This window comes from Methanobrevibacter woesei, from assembly GCF_003111605.1.
In the GTDB taxonomy this organism is placed as follows: domain Archaea; phylum Methanobacteriota; class Methanobacteria; order Methanobacteriales; family Methanobacteriaceae; genus Methanocatella; species Methanocatella woesei.
This window is the reverse complement of record NZ_MZGU01000006.1, coordinates 53,505-71,007: the sequence shown is the minus strand read 5'-3', so window position 1 is coordinate 71,007 and position 17,503 is coordinate 53,505. Positions and strand designations below refer to the sequence as shown.

Sequence of the window (17,503 nt, the reverse complement as noted above, 5' to 3'; positions counted from 1 at the left end):
TTAATTTCCACCTTTTAACTCTTCATCAAGTTTTATTAATCTTTTTATATTTTCTTCAGGGTCATCCATATTTTTGCGCCATTTATTTATAACAAATTCTAAATCTACAGGTTTTGTTCCACTTATAAGGTTATCACTATGTGCAACAATTTTTTCTTCAAGTGTAACTGGAACATAAGATTTTTCTGGAAGACCTAATTTAATAGCTTCTTTTCTAGTAATTCCTGCACCAATATGCCTTTCAATGATATTACAAACAGATTCATCATAACCATATTTTTTAGCTATTTCAACACCTTTTATGGCATGTTGGATGCTGTGGGTTTCACTTCTCCCAATATCATGTAATAATGATCCTTTCTGGAGAAGATCTAAATCCACATTTTTAAAATTAGAAGCCATTTCCATAGATTTCATGCAAACGGCTTTACAGTGTTCAATAACATTTTCAGGACAATTAACCTTTTTTAAAAGTTTTATTTCTTCATTCATTGTTCTGTTTAATGTTTTTTATTGAAATTATCTAAATTAAGTTTAATATTTTCAATAATATCTTTTAATTGATTAATTTGTTCTTCATTATCAAAGAATTCCATTTCTTCTCCACATTCAGGACAAATGAACTCATATTCAGATGCTGTGTTAAAATCAAATCTTACATGTCCTTGTGGACAAATGAAATACATATTATTTTCTTCTTCGTTTAATGCTTCTTCAAAATGTTTTACATCAGCTTCACAAGCTTCACGTATATGTTTCACAACTTCATCTTTTTCAAATTTCCAAGAGTAAGTGAACCATTGTGTTTCCGGATCTTTACTTCTTTTATAACTAGCTAATTTCAAATCATATAATTTATAGAGGATTTTTCTAACTAAATTTAATCTGATACCTGTTTTTTCAGCAATTTCCTCATCTGTTTCAACGCCATCAATCAAGCATTCAATAATTGGTAAATTGGATTCATCTTCAACTACATTTGTTAAAAAAGGTTTTACTAACGGATCATCTAACATTTAATTTCCTCGACTAATTATTATGTCTTCTTTGATGAAGAAGCATTTTTTTTTAAAAAATAAAACTTGAATTATAATTCATTATATTATTATTTATATGGTTTTATAGTGTTATATATTTTATGTTTCTTTAATTAGAAAATATTATTTTTTTCTAAGAATAACTGCTGGGGTATGAGTTATTGAGTCAAGGTCTTCAACAGTAACAACTCCGCCATCCACATTTAAAACAGATTTTACGCTGTGTATTGTTGGCATTGCTGTGTCTAATGATTTTTGATATTCTTCAGCAATATTAGCTATTTTTAAACCTTCTTCAACACTAATTTTTCTGGAACATCCTAGTGGTGTAGATCCCATATTTTCACTTAACTGACCTTTAACATATCCAATAACTCCTTTATTTGCTTCAATTCCATCAATAGCTATTGGAAGGCCTGTAAAGTAATGTCCATTTTTCATATATGTTGCATCAGTGTCAATTATCATTACAGTAACATCTTTATTAATCTTCTTTTTGAGGCTTTTTGCAACTTCTTCTGGATTTTCTGGAAGTAATGATACACTAGTTCCTGGTGCATTACTTAAATCAATTCCAGCTTCAGAAGCAGGTTTTAAAGCATGTTTCCATCCATATAATTGTAAAACAACCTCTTTATGTGCACTTGTTTCTTTAGGTAGTTTTCTTAGGTTTTTTATTGTTCTCTTTTTAATTTTAAGAAGAGGGCCTAAAATATACCCCCAGATATATTTACTCCAGATTACTGCAAGGAATTTAGCTTTAAGACCAGGTTTATATTTGGCTTCATCAACTAATCGTCCTTGTGAAACGGATATTGGTGTTTCAGCTATAACTAAGTAATCTCCATCTCTCATTAGCTTTGTGGCAGGTTCAATAATAGGATTTAAACTGCCATTAGGTTTTATATATCCAGTTTCTATGGGGATTACATAATAGCCATCTATTTCTTTGTATTTTATATTTTCAAGTCCATTATTAGTCATAAAATCATTAGTTTTAGGTAATTTGAATTAATTATATAATAAATTAATGATAAATTTATTAAATAAGTATTTTACTAAAATTTTGAGGTTTTATTATGAGTAATCAAATAACTTATTTCGAAAAAGAAGGTGTGGACAATACTGATGATCTTATTAATATAGTTAAAGAAAGATTGGCAGATTCTACAATTAAAAATGTAGTTATTGCTTCAGCTTCTGGTGAATCTGCAATGAAACTGGCTGATGCATTAAATGATGATATAAATATTATTAATGTAACTCATCATGCAGGGTTTAGTGGGCCAAATTCTTTAGATATTTCTGAAGAAATGATTGAAAAATTGGAAGAAAGGGGAATTCCAACTGTAATAGCTTCCCATGCACTTAGCGGTGTTGGAAGAGGAATTACAAATAAATATGGTGGATATTCGCCAATAGATATAATAGCTGATACTTTACGTATGTTTTCACATGGAATTAAAGTATGTGCTGAAATTTCAATAATGGCCGCTGATGCTGGATTAATTCCTGTTGGTGAAGAAGTTTTAGCTATTGGTGGTAGAGCAAAAGGAGTAGATTCTGCAGCTATTTTAACTCCAGCTAATATGACTGGTGTTTTTGATTTAAGGTTCCATGAAATCTTAGCAATGCCAAGACCATAAATAATTTTTCTATTTAATCAAAAAATTTAAATAGCTCATGTCATGTTAATAAGTTATTTGAAAAAATGAGAGAAAATCATTTTAATTCATTTTTTTATATAATTTATTTTCATGCTATAATTTGTAGTTTTATGCTTTAAATTATATTTTTTTTAAGAATAACATATTATTCGTCGTTAATTTATTTTAAAATTAACTTAGGGGAGACATGTTTAATATTCATTATTTGATTTAATGTTTTAATTACATTCATGTAATTATTAATATTAATAATTGAAATTTAACTATTTTAAGGCTTCTATTTAATATGAATTATCTAAAATAAGGTTATAGTTGCATTTAAATATTAGTTTTTATAGAAATAGTTAACAATATTAATGCATAGTATGTGTGGGGTTAATTCGTGAAATTTATAGATGATGCAATTAAAGAATCTGAAAAGAGAATGGAAAAGAAAAAACCAGAAAAAAAAGTTTCTTCAGATATTGATGATGGTTTAGTAGATATTATTGAAGGAAATAAGACTAAAATATTCGTTGTTGGTGCTGGTGGAGCTGGTAACAACACCATTTCAAGATTAAATGAAATGGGTATTGAAGGAGCTACTACAATTACTGTTAATACTGATGCTCAAGATTTATTTTACAGTCAATCCTCTAAAAAGATTTTATTAGGAAGACAAACCTGTGGTGGTCTTGGTGCTGGTGGAGAACCATCTATTGGTGAAGAATGTGCTGAAGAAAGTGAAGATGAAATCAGAGAAGAATTAGATGGTGCAGACATGGTATTTGTAACCTGTGGTCTTGGTGGAGGTACAGGTACAGGATCAGCCCCAATTATTTCAAAATTATCTAAAAAAACTGGTGCATTAACTGTTGCTGTAGCTACTATGCCTTTCTCAGCAGAAGGAATTAGAAGGAGAGAAAATGCTGAAGAAGGTTTAGCTAAACTTAAAGAAGCTGCTGATACAGTTATTGTTATTCCAAATGATAAATTATTAGAAGTGGCACCTAACCTTCCTTTAAACAAAGCATTTATGGTTTCCGATGAAATTTTAGGAAGAGCAGTTAAAGGAATCACTGAATTGATTACCAAACAAGGTTTAATCAGTCTTGATTTCGCAGATATTAGATCTATTATGGAAGGATCAGGAATGGCTATGATTGGTATGGGTGAATCTGACTCTGGTGACAGAGCTTTAGAATCTGTACATGAAGCTTTAAGCAGTCCTTTATTAGATATTGATGTATCTAACGCTACTGGTGCTTTAATTAACATTTCAGCTAGTTCTGATTTAACATTACAAGAATCTGAAAAAATCGTTCAAGTTGTTGCTGATAAATTAGATCCAGAAGCAAATATTATCTGGGGTGCACAAATTGATGAAAGCTTAGGTAATATCTTAAGAACAACTATTGTTGTTTCTGGTATCCAATCTGAATATACTTCTGATGATGATGAATTCATTGATGAAGATGGCAATGTAGATTCAGCTAACAATGCTGATGATAACTTAGATGATTTTATTGATGGAATATTCTAATTCTTTCAATATTCTTTTTTTTATTTTTAATCGAAAACTTTATTTATTATAAAAGTGAATAATTAAAATATTACTATATTTTATTATAATTCTGTTCAATTTATTTATGAGTATTTTTTATTGGGATTTATATGAATGTACAAGAAAACTTAGATAAGTTATGGAAAGATTGTAAAAGAGTATTAAAAGTAGCTAGAAAACCTGATGGCTCTGAATATCTTGATTTTTCTAAGATCACTGCTCTTGGAATTGTTGTAATTGGGGTTATTGGTTTTGTTATTGTTTTAATAAGTCAATTAATTGGATTATAATATTTAATTATTAATACTTTTAAATTCCAATATTTTTTCATTTTAATAATTATAGTAAAATTTATTGTAATAATTTAATTTTATTTTAAAATTATATTTTTTTGAAAAGTTTATATATTACTTTTTATATAGATATAAGCATTATAAAAATATGATTTTTTCAGGATTTTAGATCTTGTATTATCAAAGGTTTTATAATAACTTATAACTTAAATTTATGATTTTATTAACAAGTAGAAATATTTAAAATAGGTGAATTTTTCATGGAAGATACTAATAATTCCATATATGCTCTTAAAACATCTGTTGGCCAAGAAAGAAATGTTGCCAGATTACTTTCTCGTAAAGCACAAGTGTCTGGTATTGGTATTTCAGCTATTCTTGTCCCAGAGTCTTTAAAAGGTTATATATTAGTTGAATCTTCAACTAAAATTGATTTAAGAAATCCTGACCTTAAAGTACAACATTTAAGAGGTGTTGTGGAAGGTAAACATGGTATTACCTTTGAAGAGGCAAAAAGATTCTTAAAACCAGAACCTATTATTTCTTCAATACAAAAAGGAAGTATTGTTGAGCTTATTTCTGGTCCTTTCAAAGGAGAAAGAGCAAAAGTGGTTCGTATTGATGAGTCACGTGAAGAAGTAGTTCTCGAGTTAATAGAAGCAGCAGTGCCAATTCCGGTTACTGTTAAAGCTGATCAAATTAGAATCATTCAAAAGGAGGCTGACTAATGGCTAAAGATACCGTTGAAGTTCTTATCGAAGGTGGAAGCGCAACTGCGGGACCTCCATTAGGCCCAGCATTAGGCCCTTTCGGTATTAATATGATGCAAGTAGTTGAAGAAATTAATAATAAAAGTGCTGACTTTGCAGGAATGAAAGTGCCTGTTAAAGTTATCATTGATAGAGATACTAAAGAATTCGATATTGAAATTGGTACTCCTCCAACTACATCACTTATTATGGAAGAGCTTGGCATTGAAAAAGCTTCTCACGAACCAGGTTTAGATATTGTAAATGATTTACCAATTGACAAAGCTTTAAAAATCGCAAGAATGAAATTTGATTCTTTACTTGCAAATGATTACAAAGCAGGAGTCAAAGAAGTAATGGGAACCTGTGTCAGTATGGGACTTTCTGTTGATGGTAAAGATCCTAGAGAAGCACAAAAAGATGTTGATGCAGGAAAATATGATGATATTTTAGTAGAATAAATATTCTGCTTTATAAATTTAAAATTTAAACTTATATGACAGTGTATATGATGTTATAATGATTTGTTATAATTGATATACTGTTTTTATTCATGCAATCGAGAAAGATTATTCTTAAATCGATACTCATGAAACCAAATTTAAAATAACCAATGAACTAATGTTCATGGGGGAAAATAATGACACAAGAAGTATTAGAAGCGGTGAAGGAGGCAAAAGAACAATCAAAGCCGAGAAACTTCACTCAGTCAGTGGACATGATTATTAATGTTCGTGACTTAGATGTCAAAAAACCAGAAAATAGGTTTAATGAGGAAGTTACTCTTCCTAACGGCCGTGGTAAAGATGTAAAAATCGGAGTCATTGCTGACGGGGAACTTATTGTTCAAGCTAAAGATGCTGGTGTCGCTCTTGTAATAAACAAAGATGATTTAGAAGCTTTAGGAAAAGACAGAAAACAAGCAAAAAGTGCTGCAAACTCTGTTGATTTCTTTATAGCTCAAGCTGATATGATGCCACTTGTTGGTAGATTTTTAGGTCCAATTTTAGGTCCTCGTAATAAAATGCCAAAACCAGTGCCAGCTAGTATCAAATTAGATCCTCTTTTAGAAAGATTACAAAGCACTATCAAAGTTGGTATTAAACAACAACCTTCTATTCAAGTTATCGTTGGAAGTCAAGATATGTCCGACGAAGAATTAGCTGAAAATATTGAAACTGTTCTTACTGTCTTAGACCGCCAGTTAGATAAAGGAAGAAGTCAAATAAAATCCATGTTTATTAAAACAACTATGGGTCCTACTGTGAGGGTGATTTAGATGGCTCATGTTGCTGAATGGAAAAAAGAAGAAGTTAGCGAACTCAAAGGGTTAATAGATTCTTATGATGTTGTTGGTATTGTTGATTTATTAAACATTCCAGCAAAACAGCTCCAAGAAATGAGAAAATCCCTTAATGGTAAAGCTGTAATAAGAATGTCTAAAAAGAACCTTATTGATTTAGCTCTTGAAGATTGTAATGCTGATAAAACCAATATTGTTGGATTATCTGATTATATGGATGGTCAAGTTGCTGTTATTGCAACCGAAATGAATCCTTTCAAATTATACAAAATATTAGAAGATAGCAAAACTGCAGCTCCTGCTAAACCAGGATCTATTGCTACTGATGATATTATTATACCTGAAGGAGATACTGGTTTTGAACCAGGTCCATTCCTCGGTGAATTACAACAAGTTGGTATTCCTGCTAGAATTGATAAAGGAAAAATTGTTGTTTCTAAAGAAACTGTTCTTGTAGAAGCAGGGGAAGAAGTATCCAAAGAAGTAGCTAGTACCTTATCTAGAATGGATATTAACCCAATGGAAGTAGGAATTGATTTAAAAGCAGTATATGAAGATGAAGCAATTTATACTTCTGATGTACTCGCAATCGATGAGGAAGAAACATTAGCTGATATTCAAAGTGCATTTACTAGAGCATTTAATTTATCTGTTAATGCAGCTATACCTACAGAAGAAACAATTTCCACAATTATTAGTCTCGCTTACAACAGAGCAATTAACGTTGCTATGGAAGGAGGCATAATGACTTCTGAAACTTCTGAACCATTAATTGGTTTAGCTCAGGCTAAAATGTTATCCTTAGCATCACTTGTAGCTGATGTTGAAGGTGCATTAGATGAAGAATTAGCAGAAAAAGTTTCCAGTGCTGCAGCTAGTGCAACTGTTGCAGTAGTTGAAGAAGCTGAACCTGCAGATGATGAACCTGAGGACGAACCTGAAGAAGATGCAGAAGAAGAAGCAGCAGCTGGGTTAGGGGCTCTCTTCGGTTAGATAATTAATTAAAATTTTTTATATTATAAAACCTTACAAAAATTAAAATTATAAACTAAATGGTGATTTAACATGGAATATATTTATGCGGCAATGATTTTGCACAGTGCAGAAAAAGACATTAATGAAGAAAACGTTAAAAGTATTATTGAAGCAGCAGGTATCGAAGCAGATGATGCTAGAATCAAAGCATTAATCGCAGCTTTAGAAGATGTTGACATCGAAGAAGCTATGGAAACCTCTGCAATGGCAGCAGCTCCTGTAGCAGCAGCTCCTGTAGCTGAAGCAGCAGCTGAAGAAGAGGAAGAAGAAGAGGAAGAAGAGGAAGAAGCAGCTGAAGAAGAAGCAGCAGCTGGTTTAGGTGCTTTATTCGGATAGATTTTCTATCCTTCTCTTTTTATTCTTTTTTTAAATTATTTTTAAGTAATTATTCGATTATAACTATTTTTAACCAATTTTAAAACTTATTTTTTCATTTAAATGATTTTTTTTTAGATTTGATTATTATTCTATTTTTAAAGTGTGAAATTTTAGTAGCTCTTTTTAATATTAACTAAAATATTTATTATAAAAAAATCAAATATTAAATCATAATATACTGTTTATGATTTGATTATTATGGTTGAAATTTTTAAAGAACTTGGATATATAAAACAAACATGTAAAACTTGTGGTAATGAGTTTTATTCACAAGTTGAAAGGGATACATGTGGGGATGCTCCTTGTGATGAATATGAGTTCATTGGAAATCCTGCAACAGATAAACCTTACACTTTGTATGAAATTCAACAAGTTTTTAGAGAATTTTTAGAAAAAGAAGGTCACACTCATATACCTCGTTATCCAATACTAGCCAAAAGATGGAGGGATGATGTATTTTTAGTTGGTGCATCAATATTCTGTTTCCAACCTTGGGTAACTTCTGGTTTAGTTAAACCTCCTGCTAATCCTCTTGAATTAGCTCAACCTTCTGTCCGTCTTAATGATGTTGATAATGTTGGAAGAACTGGTAGACATATGACTTGTTTTACAATGGGTACTCATACTGTTATCAATACTGAAGATGACTTTATTTATTGGGAAGATGAGACTATAAGACTTTGTCATGAGTTTTTCAAATACATTGGAATAAATACTGAAGAGATTACCTTTATTAAATCCTGGTGGAGAGGTGGAGGTAATGAAGGGCCATGTTATGAAGTCTGTGTTAGAGGTGTTGAACTAGCTACTTTGGTTTTTATCCAATATAAAACTTTAGAAAATGGAGAAATGGAAGAAATCCCAATTAAAGTTGTGGATACTGGTTATGGACTTGAAAGAATAGCTTGGATTTCTCAAGGTACTCCAACTGCTTATGATGCATGTTTCGGTCCAGTTATTGATAAATTAAAAGAATTAACTGGCGTTACTCTTAATGAAGATATTTTAGGACGTAATGCTCAGATAGCTGGAATGATGGATATTGAAGATATTGGGGATTTAAAAGAGTTACGTCAGAAAGTAGCTGATAGTTTAGGCCTTACTTTAGATGAATTATTAGAATTTGCAGAGCCTATGGAAGCTATTTATATAATTGCAGATCATACTCGTTGTCTTGCTTTCATGTTAACTGATGGTATTATTCCATCTAATGTAAAAGAAGGTTATTTGGCCAGATTAGTTTTAAGAAGAACTATTCGTTTCATGAAAGAGTTGAATATGAAAGAATCCTTAGCTGATGTAATGGCTATCCAACTTGATTTCTTAACTAAATTTTATCCTGAAATTGAGGAATCTAAGGACCATATTATGAATATTATTTCTCTTGAAGAAGAAAGATATCAAACCACTATCAATAAAGGAAGAAGCACTGTTAAAAGGTCTATTAAGAAACTTAAAAAAGATGGTCAAAGTGAAATGCCTTTAGACATGCTTATTGATTTATATGATGCTCATGGACTCCCTCCTGAAACTGTTGAAGAAATAGCTAATTCTTTAGACTTTAAAGTTAATATTCCAGATAATTTCTTTACTTTAGTAGCTAATGAACATGAAGTTGATAAATCTAACAAAAAGGAAAGTTTTGAGATTGATTATCCTGAAACTGATTTGTTATTCTATAAAGACTTCAATCAAAAAGAATTTGATGCTGAAGTATTAGGATTAGTTGAAAAAGATGGTAAAAAGGCTTTAGTATTTGACAGAACTGTATTTTATCCTGAAGGTGGAGGTCAGCCTTCTGATTTAGGTACTATTGAATATAATGGTAAAACTTTTGATGTTACCTATGCAGAGAAAGTTAATAATGTAGTACTCCATTATGTTGATGGAGATATTGCAGACTTAGTTGGAAAAACAGTTTCTGGTAAAATTGATTGGGATAGAAGAATTACCTTGGCTCGCCATCATACTGCAACTCATTTAATTGTTGCATCAGCTCGTGAAGTTCTTGGAGAACATATCTGGCAGGCAGGTGCTCAAAAAGGAGTATCCAGGTCACGTATTGATTTATCTCATTATAAACGTATTTCTCAAGAGGAACTTGATGAAATTGAAAGGAGAGCTAATGAATATGTAATGGAAAACATTCCTTTGGATATTCAGTTCCACTCTAGAGATGAAGCTGAACAGCTTTATGGATTTAAACTTTATCAGGGAGGTATTGTTCCTGGTAAAATTATTCGTGTAGTAAAAATACCTGGTGTAGATGTTCAGGCTTGTGCTGGTACACATGTATTGAATACTGGTGCTATTGGTCCAATCAAAATCAATAAAACTGAAAGAGTTCAAGATGGTGTTGAAAGAATTGATTTCTCTGCTGGTTTAGCTGCTGTTGATTCTATACAAAATGAAAACAGATTATTAAGAGAAAGTTCAGCCATTTTCAAAGTAGATGATGATCAACTTCCTAAAACATGTGACAGGTTCTTTAGTGAATGGAAATCACAGAAAAATGAGATTGACAAGTTAAAATCTCAAATTGCTTCTCTTAAAATGAACTCTTTAACTGACAATGTTTGTGAAATTAATGGTTTAGGCGTTCTTCGCGAATTAATTGATGCTGACTTTAAAGAGCTTCAAAAAATAGCTACTGATTTCACAGACAATGGAAAAGCAGATATTGTTATCATTGGAAATAATGATGGTAAAATTGTTGGTTCTGCTTCCAATAAAGCTATTGATAATGAAATAAAAATTAATGATATTATTAAAGAAGCTGCTCAAGTACTTGGTGGTGGGGGTGGAGGTCGTTTGACCCTTGCTCAAGGTGCTGGACCTAAGGCAGAAAATATGGAATCTGCATTAGATAAAGCAGTAGATTTAATTAAAAATTAATTTTTCTTTCTTTTTTTAAATTTTTTAGCTATTTTTTCATATAAATTAACTTTTAAATAGAAGTAAAAATAAAATACATATTAATAATTAAAATTTTTTACTTATTTTTATATGTTTGGTTAAATTATGGAGCACAACTTAATTTTTTTAGCAATAGGACTTTTATTAATTGGAAGTGTTTTTTTATCTAGGTTTACTTCTAAAATTGGTATTCCAACTTTAGTTGTCTTTTTAATCATTGGTATTTCTCTAGATACTTCTAATCTTATTAGTTCTACTGTACATAACTATGAGCTTGTTCAAACGATAAGTATCTTTGCTCTTATTATGATTATGTTTTCTGGGGGTCTAGATACTGAGGTTAAATTAATGAAACCAATTGTTAAGCCTGGACTGTCATTATCTACAGTTGGAGTTGTCATAACTGCATTTATTATAGGTATTGTAGTTCATTTAATGTTAGGCTTAGATTTAATGTTATCTTTGCTTTTAGGATCAATTATTTCATCTACTGATGCAGCAGCTGTATTTTCAATATTTAAAACACAGAATATGAAAATTAAAAATAACTTGGACAGTATGCTTGAGCTTGAAAGTGGTACTAATGATCCAATGGCATATATTCTTGTAATATCTTTTATTGAATTAATTACAGTTCCGAATTTGGCTATTTCTACTTTAGTAATTCATTTTATCCAGTCATTAGTTTTAGGTACAATATTTGGTTTTGTTTTAGGAAAATTCTTTGCAAAAATACTTGCAAAAATACATTTGGCAGTTGATGGACTTTATCCAGTGCTATTATTATCAACAGCTATCCTATCCTTTTCAGTCTCAGAGTTTGTTGGAGGAAATGGATTTTTAGCCGTATATTTAGCAGCACTTATTATTGGTAATTCTAATATTAAAAATAAGGAATCTCAAATGTCTTTCTTTGAAGGATTTGCTTGGTTAATGCAGGTTGCATTATTTATATTGTTAGGAGTATTTACAACACCATCTGAGTTGTTTTCAGTATTTATTCCAGCAGTCTTTATTTCCATTTTAATAATCTTTGTTGCAAGACCAATAGCTGTTTTAATATCTCTTGCACCATTTAATGTGGATGTTAATTCAAAGGCATTTGTTTCATGGGCAGGTATTAAAGGGGCAGTACCAATTGTATTTGCCTTTTATCCGCTCGTATATCAAATCCCTGGTGCAAATCTGATGTTTAACATAGTATTAGTTACAACTTGTATCTCTGTACTTTTACAAGGTTCAACACTTAAATTTATGGCAAAACGTTTTAATTTATTAGATGATTAAGGGGAATTTTTAATGGATTATGATTTAGTTATTTTACGTTATGGTGAGATTGGTCTAAAAAGCAGTAAAGTTAGATCCAGATTTGAAAAAAAGCTTGTGAAAAATATTAGGGCTTCTATTGACTGTGAAGTTGATAGAAACCAAGGTAGAATATACCTATTTCCTAAAGATTTTGAAGAGTGTTTGTCTAAATTAAATAAGATTTTTGGAATAGTTTCTTACTCTCCGGCTATTTCAACATACAGTAATTTTGAAGATATTAAATCCACTTTATCTGATTATGTGGATGGTTTAGTTGAATTGGGAGATATTGATTCTAAAACTAAATTTGCAATCAAATGTAGGAGAGTTGGAAAACATGACTTTTCATCTCAGCAAATGGCTGCTTTTTGTGGATCTGTTGTTGTTGAAAAATTAGGATGTCCTGTTGATTTAACAAATCCTGAACTTACAATTTATGTTGAAATAAGGGATGATGATGCTTTTATTTATCATGAAAAAATAGAAGGTCCTGGAGGTTTACCTTTAGGAACACAGGGTAAAGTTATCTCTCTTTTATCTAGTGGGATAGATTCACCTGTTGCTACCTATTTGATGATGAAAAGAGGATGTGAGGTTGTAGCCCTTCATTTTGATGGAGCTCCTTTTACACAACCAAAAGCTGTTGAAAATGTTGAAAAAATAATAGAAAAATTACAGGAATATGCTTCAGGTGTTCCAATTAAAACTAGGATAATAAAATATGGTGATTATCTTCAAAAATGTAAAGATGATGCTCCTGAAAAGTTAACCTGTGTTTTATGTAAATCTGGAATGTATAAACTAGCTGAAAAATTGGCTGAGGATATGGGTGCCTTAGCTATTGTGGATGGAAGCAGTGTAGGTCAGGTAGCATCTCAGACTCTTTCTAACATATTAGCTACTCGTTATGGTGTAGAAATGCCTATTTTAAGCCCTTTAATTGGTTTGGATAAAATTGAAATTGAAAGAATTGCTGATGAAATTGGAACATTTGAGATATCTAAAATCGATGATGGGGGATGTAGTGCAGTTCCAAGATATCCTGAAACAAAAGCAGATATTGAAAGAGTAAGAGAAGCTCAAGAATCAATGAATCAAGAAAAAGTTATTGAAGAAACCTATGCTAATAATTAGTGGTGCAAATTAATGAAATGGTCCAATCTTATTTGTCATAGATTGCCTGAAAGAAGTTTTTTCATTAAAGGCCATCAGTTTCCAGTCTGTGCAAGATGCACAGGTTTTTATATTAGTTTAGCTATTTTAGTATTATATGACCTATTATTTCCAATTACTTTCACATTTAATGGTTTTATAGGGGGAATATTTCTCTGCATGCCTTTTATTGTTGATGGTTTTACTCAATATTGGGGATTTAGGCAAAGTACTAATTTGCTTCGTTTAATAACTGGTTTATTAGGCACTATTGGCATTGTACTTGCTTTTGGATATATTGTTAAAGTTTTATGGTGATTTTATGTTTTGTCCTAAATGCGGATGTGAAAATAATAATGGTGAAACATATTGTAAAGAATGTGGTGCTCTCCTTCCAATTAATAGGGTTCATCAAGTAGAAGTTATTGATGAAACTGAGACAAATAATTCTGGTGGAGATAAAGAAGTTCATCAAGCAGAAATTATTAATGATACAGCAGAGGATAATAATAACACAAATAAAGAAAGTGATAGTACTTGGCTTTGTTGTTGCTGTATTTTTGTAATAATTGTAGTAATTGCTTTTGTTTTTATTTTTTAGATGATTACTAAAAACTCTTTTTTACTTATTTTTTCTATTTTTATGTAATAGCTATCATTTTATTATCTTTTTTGTTAAAAGCTCCTCTTTAAATCATAATAATTATATACTATACAAATCAAAAATAGATGTGTATAGTAAATAATAAATTTAAGTTTTTAATAACTTAGATTTTATTTTTTATGCTCTTATTTCACTAAAAATAGTGAAATTTTAAACTGAGGTGTTTAAATGAAAACAACTGTAAGTGTAATTAAAGCAGATATTGGTAGTGTTTCTGGTCACTGTGTTGCACATCCAGAATTAATCGACATTTGTGAAGAAGTTTTAAACGATGCTTTAGAATCTAATATTTTATCTGACTATTATATTGGTCGTTGTGGTGACGACATTGATTTAATCATGACTCACACCAATGGTGTAGAAAATGAAGAAGTACATGAAACTGCATATAATGCATTTTTAAAAGCTACTGAAAGAGCACGTGAATTGAAATTATATGGTGCAGGTCAAGACTTGTTATCCGATACTTTCTCTGGAAACATCAAAGGTATGGGTCCAGGATGTGCTGAAATGGAATTTAAAGAAAGACCAAGTGACCCAGTAATTGTATATTGCTGTGATAAAACTGAACCTGGTGCTTTCAATTTACCTCTCTTTAAAATCTTTGCAGATCCATTTAACACTGCAGGATTAGTAATCGATCCAAGTTTACACGATGGATTTACTTTTGAAGTGTTTGATGTAATTGAACATAGAAAAGTATTATTAAAATGTCCTGAAGAAATGTATGACTTACTTGCATTAATTGGTTCCACTGGAAGATATGTAATTAAAAGAGTATTCAAGAAAAATGGTGAAATCGCTGCTGCTGTAAGTACTGAAAAATTAAACTTAATGGCTGGTGAATACGTAGGTAAAGATGACCCTGTAGCTATTGTAAGAGCACAATCTGGTTTCCCTGCTAATGGTGAATGTGTTGAACCATTTGCATTCCCTCACATGGTAAGTGGATGGATGAGAGGGTCCCACAATGGTCCTATGATGCCTGTTTCAGAACTTGAAGCAAATCCAATTAGATTTGATGGACCTCCTAGAGTTGTTGGTTTAGGTTTCCAAGTTGCAGATGCTAAATTAATTGGTCCTGTTGACTTATTCGATGACCCTGCATTTGACCCAACAAGAAAAGAAGCAGCTGAAATAGCTACTTACATCAGAAGACATGGTCCATTTGAACCTCACAGATTACCTGCTGAAGAAATGGAATACACTTCATTACCTGGTGTAATGGAAAAACTCGAAAAAAGATTCGAAGATATGGAATAATTAATCCATATCTAATTTACTTTTTTTTATGTGCCGTAATTATGGTATAACTAGTTTTATTAATTGTTAATTCTATGTTATCTATTTGAATATAGTAATTTTTACCTTTGCATTTTATTTGTGAATTTTCTTTTTTTATTAAATTTATACAGTATTCCACTACATTTTCTACATCTATATCTAAGTTCTTTTTTATTCTTTCAATGCCTAATTCTGTAGTATGGATTTTTGAGATATTTGATAAAAGTTCTTTTTTCATATTTTTTTATGGTGGTTAATTTTATATAATATTTCACTACAAAAAATTAATCATGTCATTTTTATCGTTGATTGTTAAAAACCCCTTTAGGAATAAAAGTAGGGCTCTTTTAGCTATTATTGGAATAGGTATTGGATTAGCTACTATTGTTGCTTTAGGTGGAATTACAAATGGTTTAATTGCCAGTGCTGAAGATACTTTGCACTCAGGAGGTACTGATATCACTATTGTGGGTTCAGAATCTGCTTCAGCGCAAGCTACATCTTTTGGAACAGCAACGGTTAGTGAAGATTGGATTGATAAAGTAAACAATGTTAGTGGTGTTGATCAATCGGTTGGAGTTTATTCAACAATGCTGACATCACAGGAGATTCCTATGCTTTCAATTGTTGGAATTGACCGTGATGATGTAAGTTTTGCCGATTTAACTATTACTGATGGAGAACTATTTGATAAAAATAGCTCTGAAGTTGTAGTTGGTAAAGTAATGGCTGAAAATGAAGATATTGATGTTGGTGACTCCGTAACTATTGGACAAGAGGATTATGATGTTGTAGGAATCTTTGAATCTGGTAATTCAAATCAAGATATGAGTTTATTTATGGATTTAGGAAAGACTCAAGAGTTAGTTCAAGATGAAGGCAATATAACTGCCATATTTGTTAAAGTTAATCCAGATTATGATGTGGATGCAGTAGCAGATGATATTACTAACCAATATGGTGATAATTTAACTACAGTCACATCTTTATCTGATATGGCAATGGTTGGAGACATGATTGACATGCTTAATGGTGCTAGTTGGGGTATTTCACTTTTAGCTATTATCATTGGTGCTGTTGGTATTATTAATACTATGTTAATGTCCGTTCTTGAAAGAACTAGAGAGCTTGGTGTTTTAAAGGCAGTTGGATGGTCTGGAAAAAGAATCCTTGGAATGATTATTGGCGAATCAATTGTAATTACTTTATTTGCAGGTGTTGTTGGTTCAATTGTTGGAGTAATTGTTGTTGAATTATTTACTTCCCTTAATTTACTTGGAGGTATGACTCCTGTTTATACAATTGACATATTTGTACAGGCATTTGCAATAGCTATTGTTGTAGGTATTTTAGGTGGTTTATATCCAGCTATTAAAGCAATTAAACTTCCTCCAACTGAAGCATTGAGGTATGAATAGGTGAGTAACATGGCTAATATAATTGAAATTAAAAATCTAAAAAAATCTTATGAAGATGGCCATATTAAAGCTTTAAATGGAATTGATTTAACAATTGAAGAAGGAGAATTTGTTTCAATTATAGGTCCTTCAGGTTCTGGGAAATCCACATTGTTAAATATGTTAGGGGCTCTTGATTTACCAGATAGTGGTTCAATTAATGTTGCTGGTTATGATTTACTTTCTAACACTAAATTAAATGAGTTTAGGGGAGATAAATTGGGATTCATATTCCAGCTCCATAATTTAATTCCTAATATCTCTGTTGTTGAAAATGTTGAAATTCCAATGTTTACTAAAGATTGGTCTTCTAAACAAATGCGTGAAAGAGCTTTAAATCTTTTAGATATTGTTGGTCTTAAAGATAAAGCAAAACAAATGCCAAATAAATTATCTGGTGGGGAAAGACAAAGAGTAGCTATTGCAAGGGCATTAGCTAATGAACCCTCTATAATTTTGGCAGATGAACCTACTGGATCTTTGGACTCTAAAACAAGTAATAAAATTCTAAAACAGTTAACAAAACTTCATAAAGAAGAGAATGTAACTTTAATTGTTGTTACTCATGATATGAATGTTGCTAAATTAGCAGATAGAGTAATAGAAGTTTTAGATGGAAAAATAATTGATGGATCTGAAGGTTCTCTATTAAATAGTGAGATTAGTATTAACTAATCCTTTTTTTTCTTTTTTTTTAAATAAAATAAAAAATAGTGG

20 protein-coding genes are annotated in these 17,503 nt (G+C 31.0%); 16 read left to right on the top strand and 4 right to left on the bottom strand.

Annotated features, from left to right (window positions below; all coding sequences use genetic code 11):
- From MBBWO_RS06655 to MBBWO_RS06645, 3 genes are all read right to left on the bottom strand, one after another.
- Positions 1 to 492 (bottom strand): TIGR00295 family protein, encoded by a 492-nt coding sequence (locus tag MBBWO_RS06655; protein WP_116670115.1) that lies wholly within the window; start codon positions 490 to 492, stop codon positions 1 to 3.
- Positions 493 to 500: 8 nt separating this feature from the next.
- Positions 501 to 1,016 (bottom strand): transcription factor E, encoded by a 516-nt coding sequence (tfe, locus tag MBBWO_RS06650; RefSeq protein ID WP_116670114.1) that lies wholly within the window; start codon positions 1,014 to 1,016, stop codon positions 501 to 503.
- 144 nt (positions 1,017 to 1,160) lie between these two features.
- Positions 1,161 to 2,021, bottom strand: a complete 861-nt coding sequence (locus MBBWO_RS06645) for a coenzyme F420-0:L-glutamate ligase (RefSeq protein ID WP_116670113.1) — start codon at positions 2,019 to 2,021, stop codon at positions 1,161 to 1,163.
- Between the two features lie 95 nt (positions 2,022 to 2,116).
- Here MBBWO_RS06645 and MBBWO_RS06640 point away from each other — a divergent pair, with 95 nt between their 5' ends.
- The 14 genes from MBBWO_RS06640 (at position 2,117) to fbp (ending at position 15,308) form a co-directional block, all read left to right on the top strand.
- Complete coding sequence (locus tag MBBWO_RS06640) at positions 2,117 to 2,683, top strand: pyruvate kinase alpha/beta domain-containing protein (protein ID WP_116670112.1); 567 nt, start codon at positions 2,117 to 2,119, stop codon at positions 2,681 to 2,683.
- A 403-nt stretch (positions 2,684 to 3,086) separates the two neighbouring features.
- Positions 3,087 to 4,226, top strand: a complete 1,140-nt coding sequence (gene ftsZ / locus MBBWO_RS06635) for a cell division protein FtsZ (protein ID WP_116670111.1) — start codon at positions 3,087 to 3,089, stop codon at positions 4,224 to 4,226.
- Between the two features lie 131 nt (positions 4,227 to 4,357).
- A complete protein-coding gene (locus MBBWO_RS06630) occupies positions 4,358 to 4,537 on the top strand; it encodes a protein translocase SEC61 complex subunit gamma (protein WP_116670110.1) in 180 nt (59 codons plus the stop codon).
- 263 nt (positions 4,538 to 4,800) lie between these two features.
- Positions 4,801 to 5,268: a transcription elongation factor Spt5 gene (locus MBBWO_RS06625; RefSeq protein WP_116670109.1), complete on the top strand. Its 468-nt coding sequence runs from the start codon at positions 4,801 to 4,803 to the stop codon at positions 5,266 to 5,268.
- Positions 5,268 to 5,750: a 50S ribosomal protein L11 gene (locus MBBWO_RS06620; RefSeq protein WP_116670108.1), complete on the top strand. Its 483-nt coding sequence runs from the start codon at positions 5,268 to 5,270 to the stop codon at positions 5,748 to 5,750. The genes MBBWO_RS06625 and MBBWO_RS06620 overlap by 1 nt, the downstream gene beginning before the upstream one ends.
- 179 nt (positions 5,751 to 5,929) lie before the next feature.
- On the top strand, positions 5,930 to 6,568 hold the full coding sequence (locus tag MBBWO_RS06615) for a 50S ribosomal protein L1 (RefSeq protein WP_116670107.1): 639 nt from the start codon (positions 5,930 to 5,932) through the stop codon (positions 6,566 to 6,568).
- Positions 6,569 to 7,585 carry a 50S ribosomal protein L10 gene (locus tag MBBWO_RS06610; protein WP_116670106.1) on the top strand — a complete coding sequence of 339 codons (1,017 nt, stop codon included), beginning with the start codon at positions 6,569 to 6,571 and terminating at the stop codon, positions 7,583 to 7,585.
- 72 nt (positions 7,586 to 7,657) lie between these two features.
- Positions 7,658 to 7,963, top strand: coding sequence for a 50S ribosomal protein P1 (gene rpl12p / locus MBBWO_RS06605; RefSeq protein ID WP_116670105.1), 306 nt, complete (start codon positions 7,658 to 7,660; stop codon positions 7,961 to 7,963).
- Between the two features lie 240 nt (positions 7,964 to 8,203).
- Positions 8,204 to 10,900 carry an alanine--tRNA ligase gene (alaS, locus tag MBBWO_RS06600; RefSeq protein ID WP_207771581.1) on the top strand — a complete coding sequence of 899 codons (2,697 nt, stop codon included), beginning with the start codon at positions 8,204 to 8,206 and terminating at the stop codon, positions 10,898 to 10,900.
- 126 nt (positions 10,901 to 11,026) lie between these two features.
- Complete coding sequence (locus MBBWO_RS06595) at positions 11,027 to 12,208, top strand: potassium/proton antiporter (RefSeq protein WP_243408484.1); 1,182 nt, start codon at positions 11,027 to 11,029, stop codon at positions 12,206 to 12,208.
- Positions 12,209 to 12,220: 12 nt separating this feature from the next.
- Positions 12,221 to 13,363 carry a tRNA uracil 4-sulfurtransferase ThiI gene (gene thiI / locus MBBWO_RS06590; RefSeq protein ID WP_116670102.1) on the top strand — a complete coding sequence of 381 codons (1,143 nt, stop codon included), beginning with the start codon at positions 12,221 to 12,223 and terminating at the stop codon, positions 13,361 to 13,363.
- A 12-nt stretch (positions 13,364 to 13,375) separates the two neighbouring features.
- Positions 13,376 to 13,699, top strand: a complete 324-nt coding sequence (locus MBBWO_RS06585) for a DUF2085 domain-containing protein (RefSeq protein WP_116670101.1) — start codon at positions 13,376 to 13,378, stop codon at positions 13,697 to 13,699.
- Positions 13,700 to 13,703: 4 nt separating this feature from the next.
- Positions 13,704 to 13,982 (top strand): hypothetical protein, encoded by a 279-nt coding sequence (locus MBBWO_RS06580; RefSeq protein ID WP_116670100.1) that lies wholly within the window; start codon positions 13,704 to 13,706, stop codon positions 13,980 to 13,982.
- Positions 13,983 to 14,213: 231 nt separating this feature from the next.
- The gene (gene fbp, locus MBBWO_RS06575) at positions 14,214 to 15,308 is read left to right on the top strand and encodes a fructose-1,6-bisphosphate aldolase/phosphatase (RefSeq protein ID WP_116670099.1); all 1,095 of its coding nucleotides are present in this window, start codon (positions 14,214 to 14,216) and stop codon (positions 15,306 to 15,308) included.
- A 16-nt stretch (positions 15,309 to 15,324) separates the two neighbouring features.
- On the opposite strand, the gene MBBWO_RS06570 is transcribed toward fbp, so the two are convergent.
- Positions 15,325 to 15,567, bottom strand: a complete 243-nt coding sequence (locus MBBWO_RS06570) for a DUF3781 domain-containing protein (RefSeq protein WP_116670098.1) — start codon at positions 15,565 to 15,567, stop codon at positions 15,325 to 15,327.
- A gap of 52 nt (positions 15,568 to 15,619) precedes the next feature.
- On the opposite strand from MBBWO_RS06570, the gene MBBWO_RS06565 reads away from it, so the two are divergent.
- Together MBBWO_RS06565 and MBBWO_RS06560 are read left to right on the top strand one after the other, a co-directional pair.
- Positions 15,620 to 16,747 carry an ABC transporter permease gene (locus tag MBBWO_RS06565; RefSeq protein ID WP_116670097.1) on the top strand — a complete coding sequence of 376 codons (1,128 nt, stop codon included), beginning with the start codon at positions 15,620 to 15,622 and terminating at the stop codon, positions 16,745 to 16,747.
- A gap of 9 nt (positions 16,748 to 16,756) precedes the next feature.
- A complete protein-coding gene (locus tag MBBWO_RS06560) occupies positions 16,757 to 17,461 on the top strand; it encodes an ABC transporter ATP-binding protein (protein WP_116670096.1) in 705 nt (234 codons plus the stop codon).
- Positions 17,462 to 17,503: the final 42 nt, after the last annotated feature.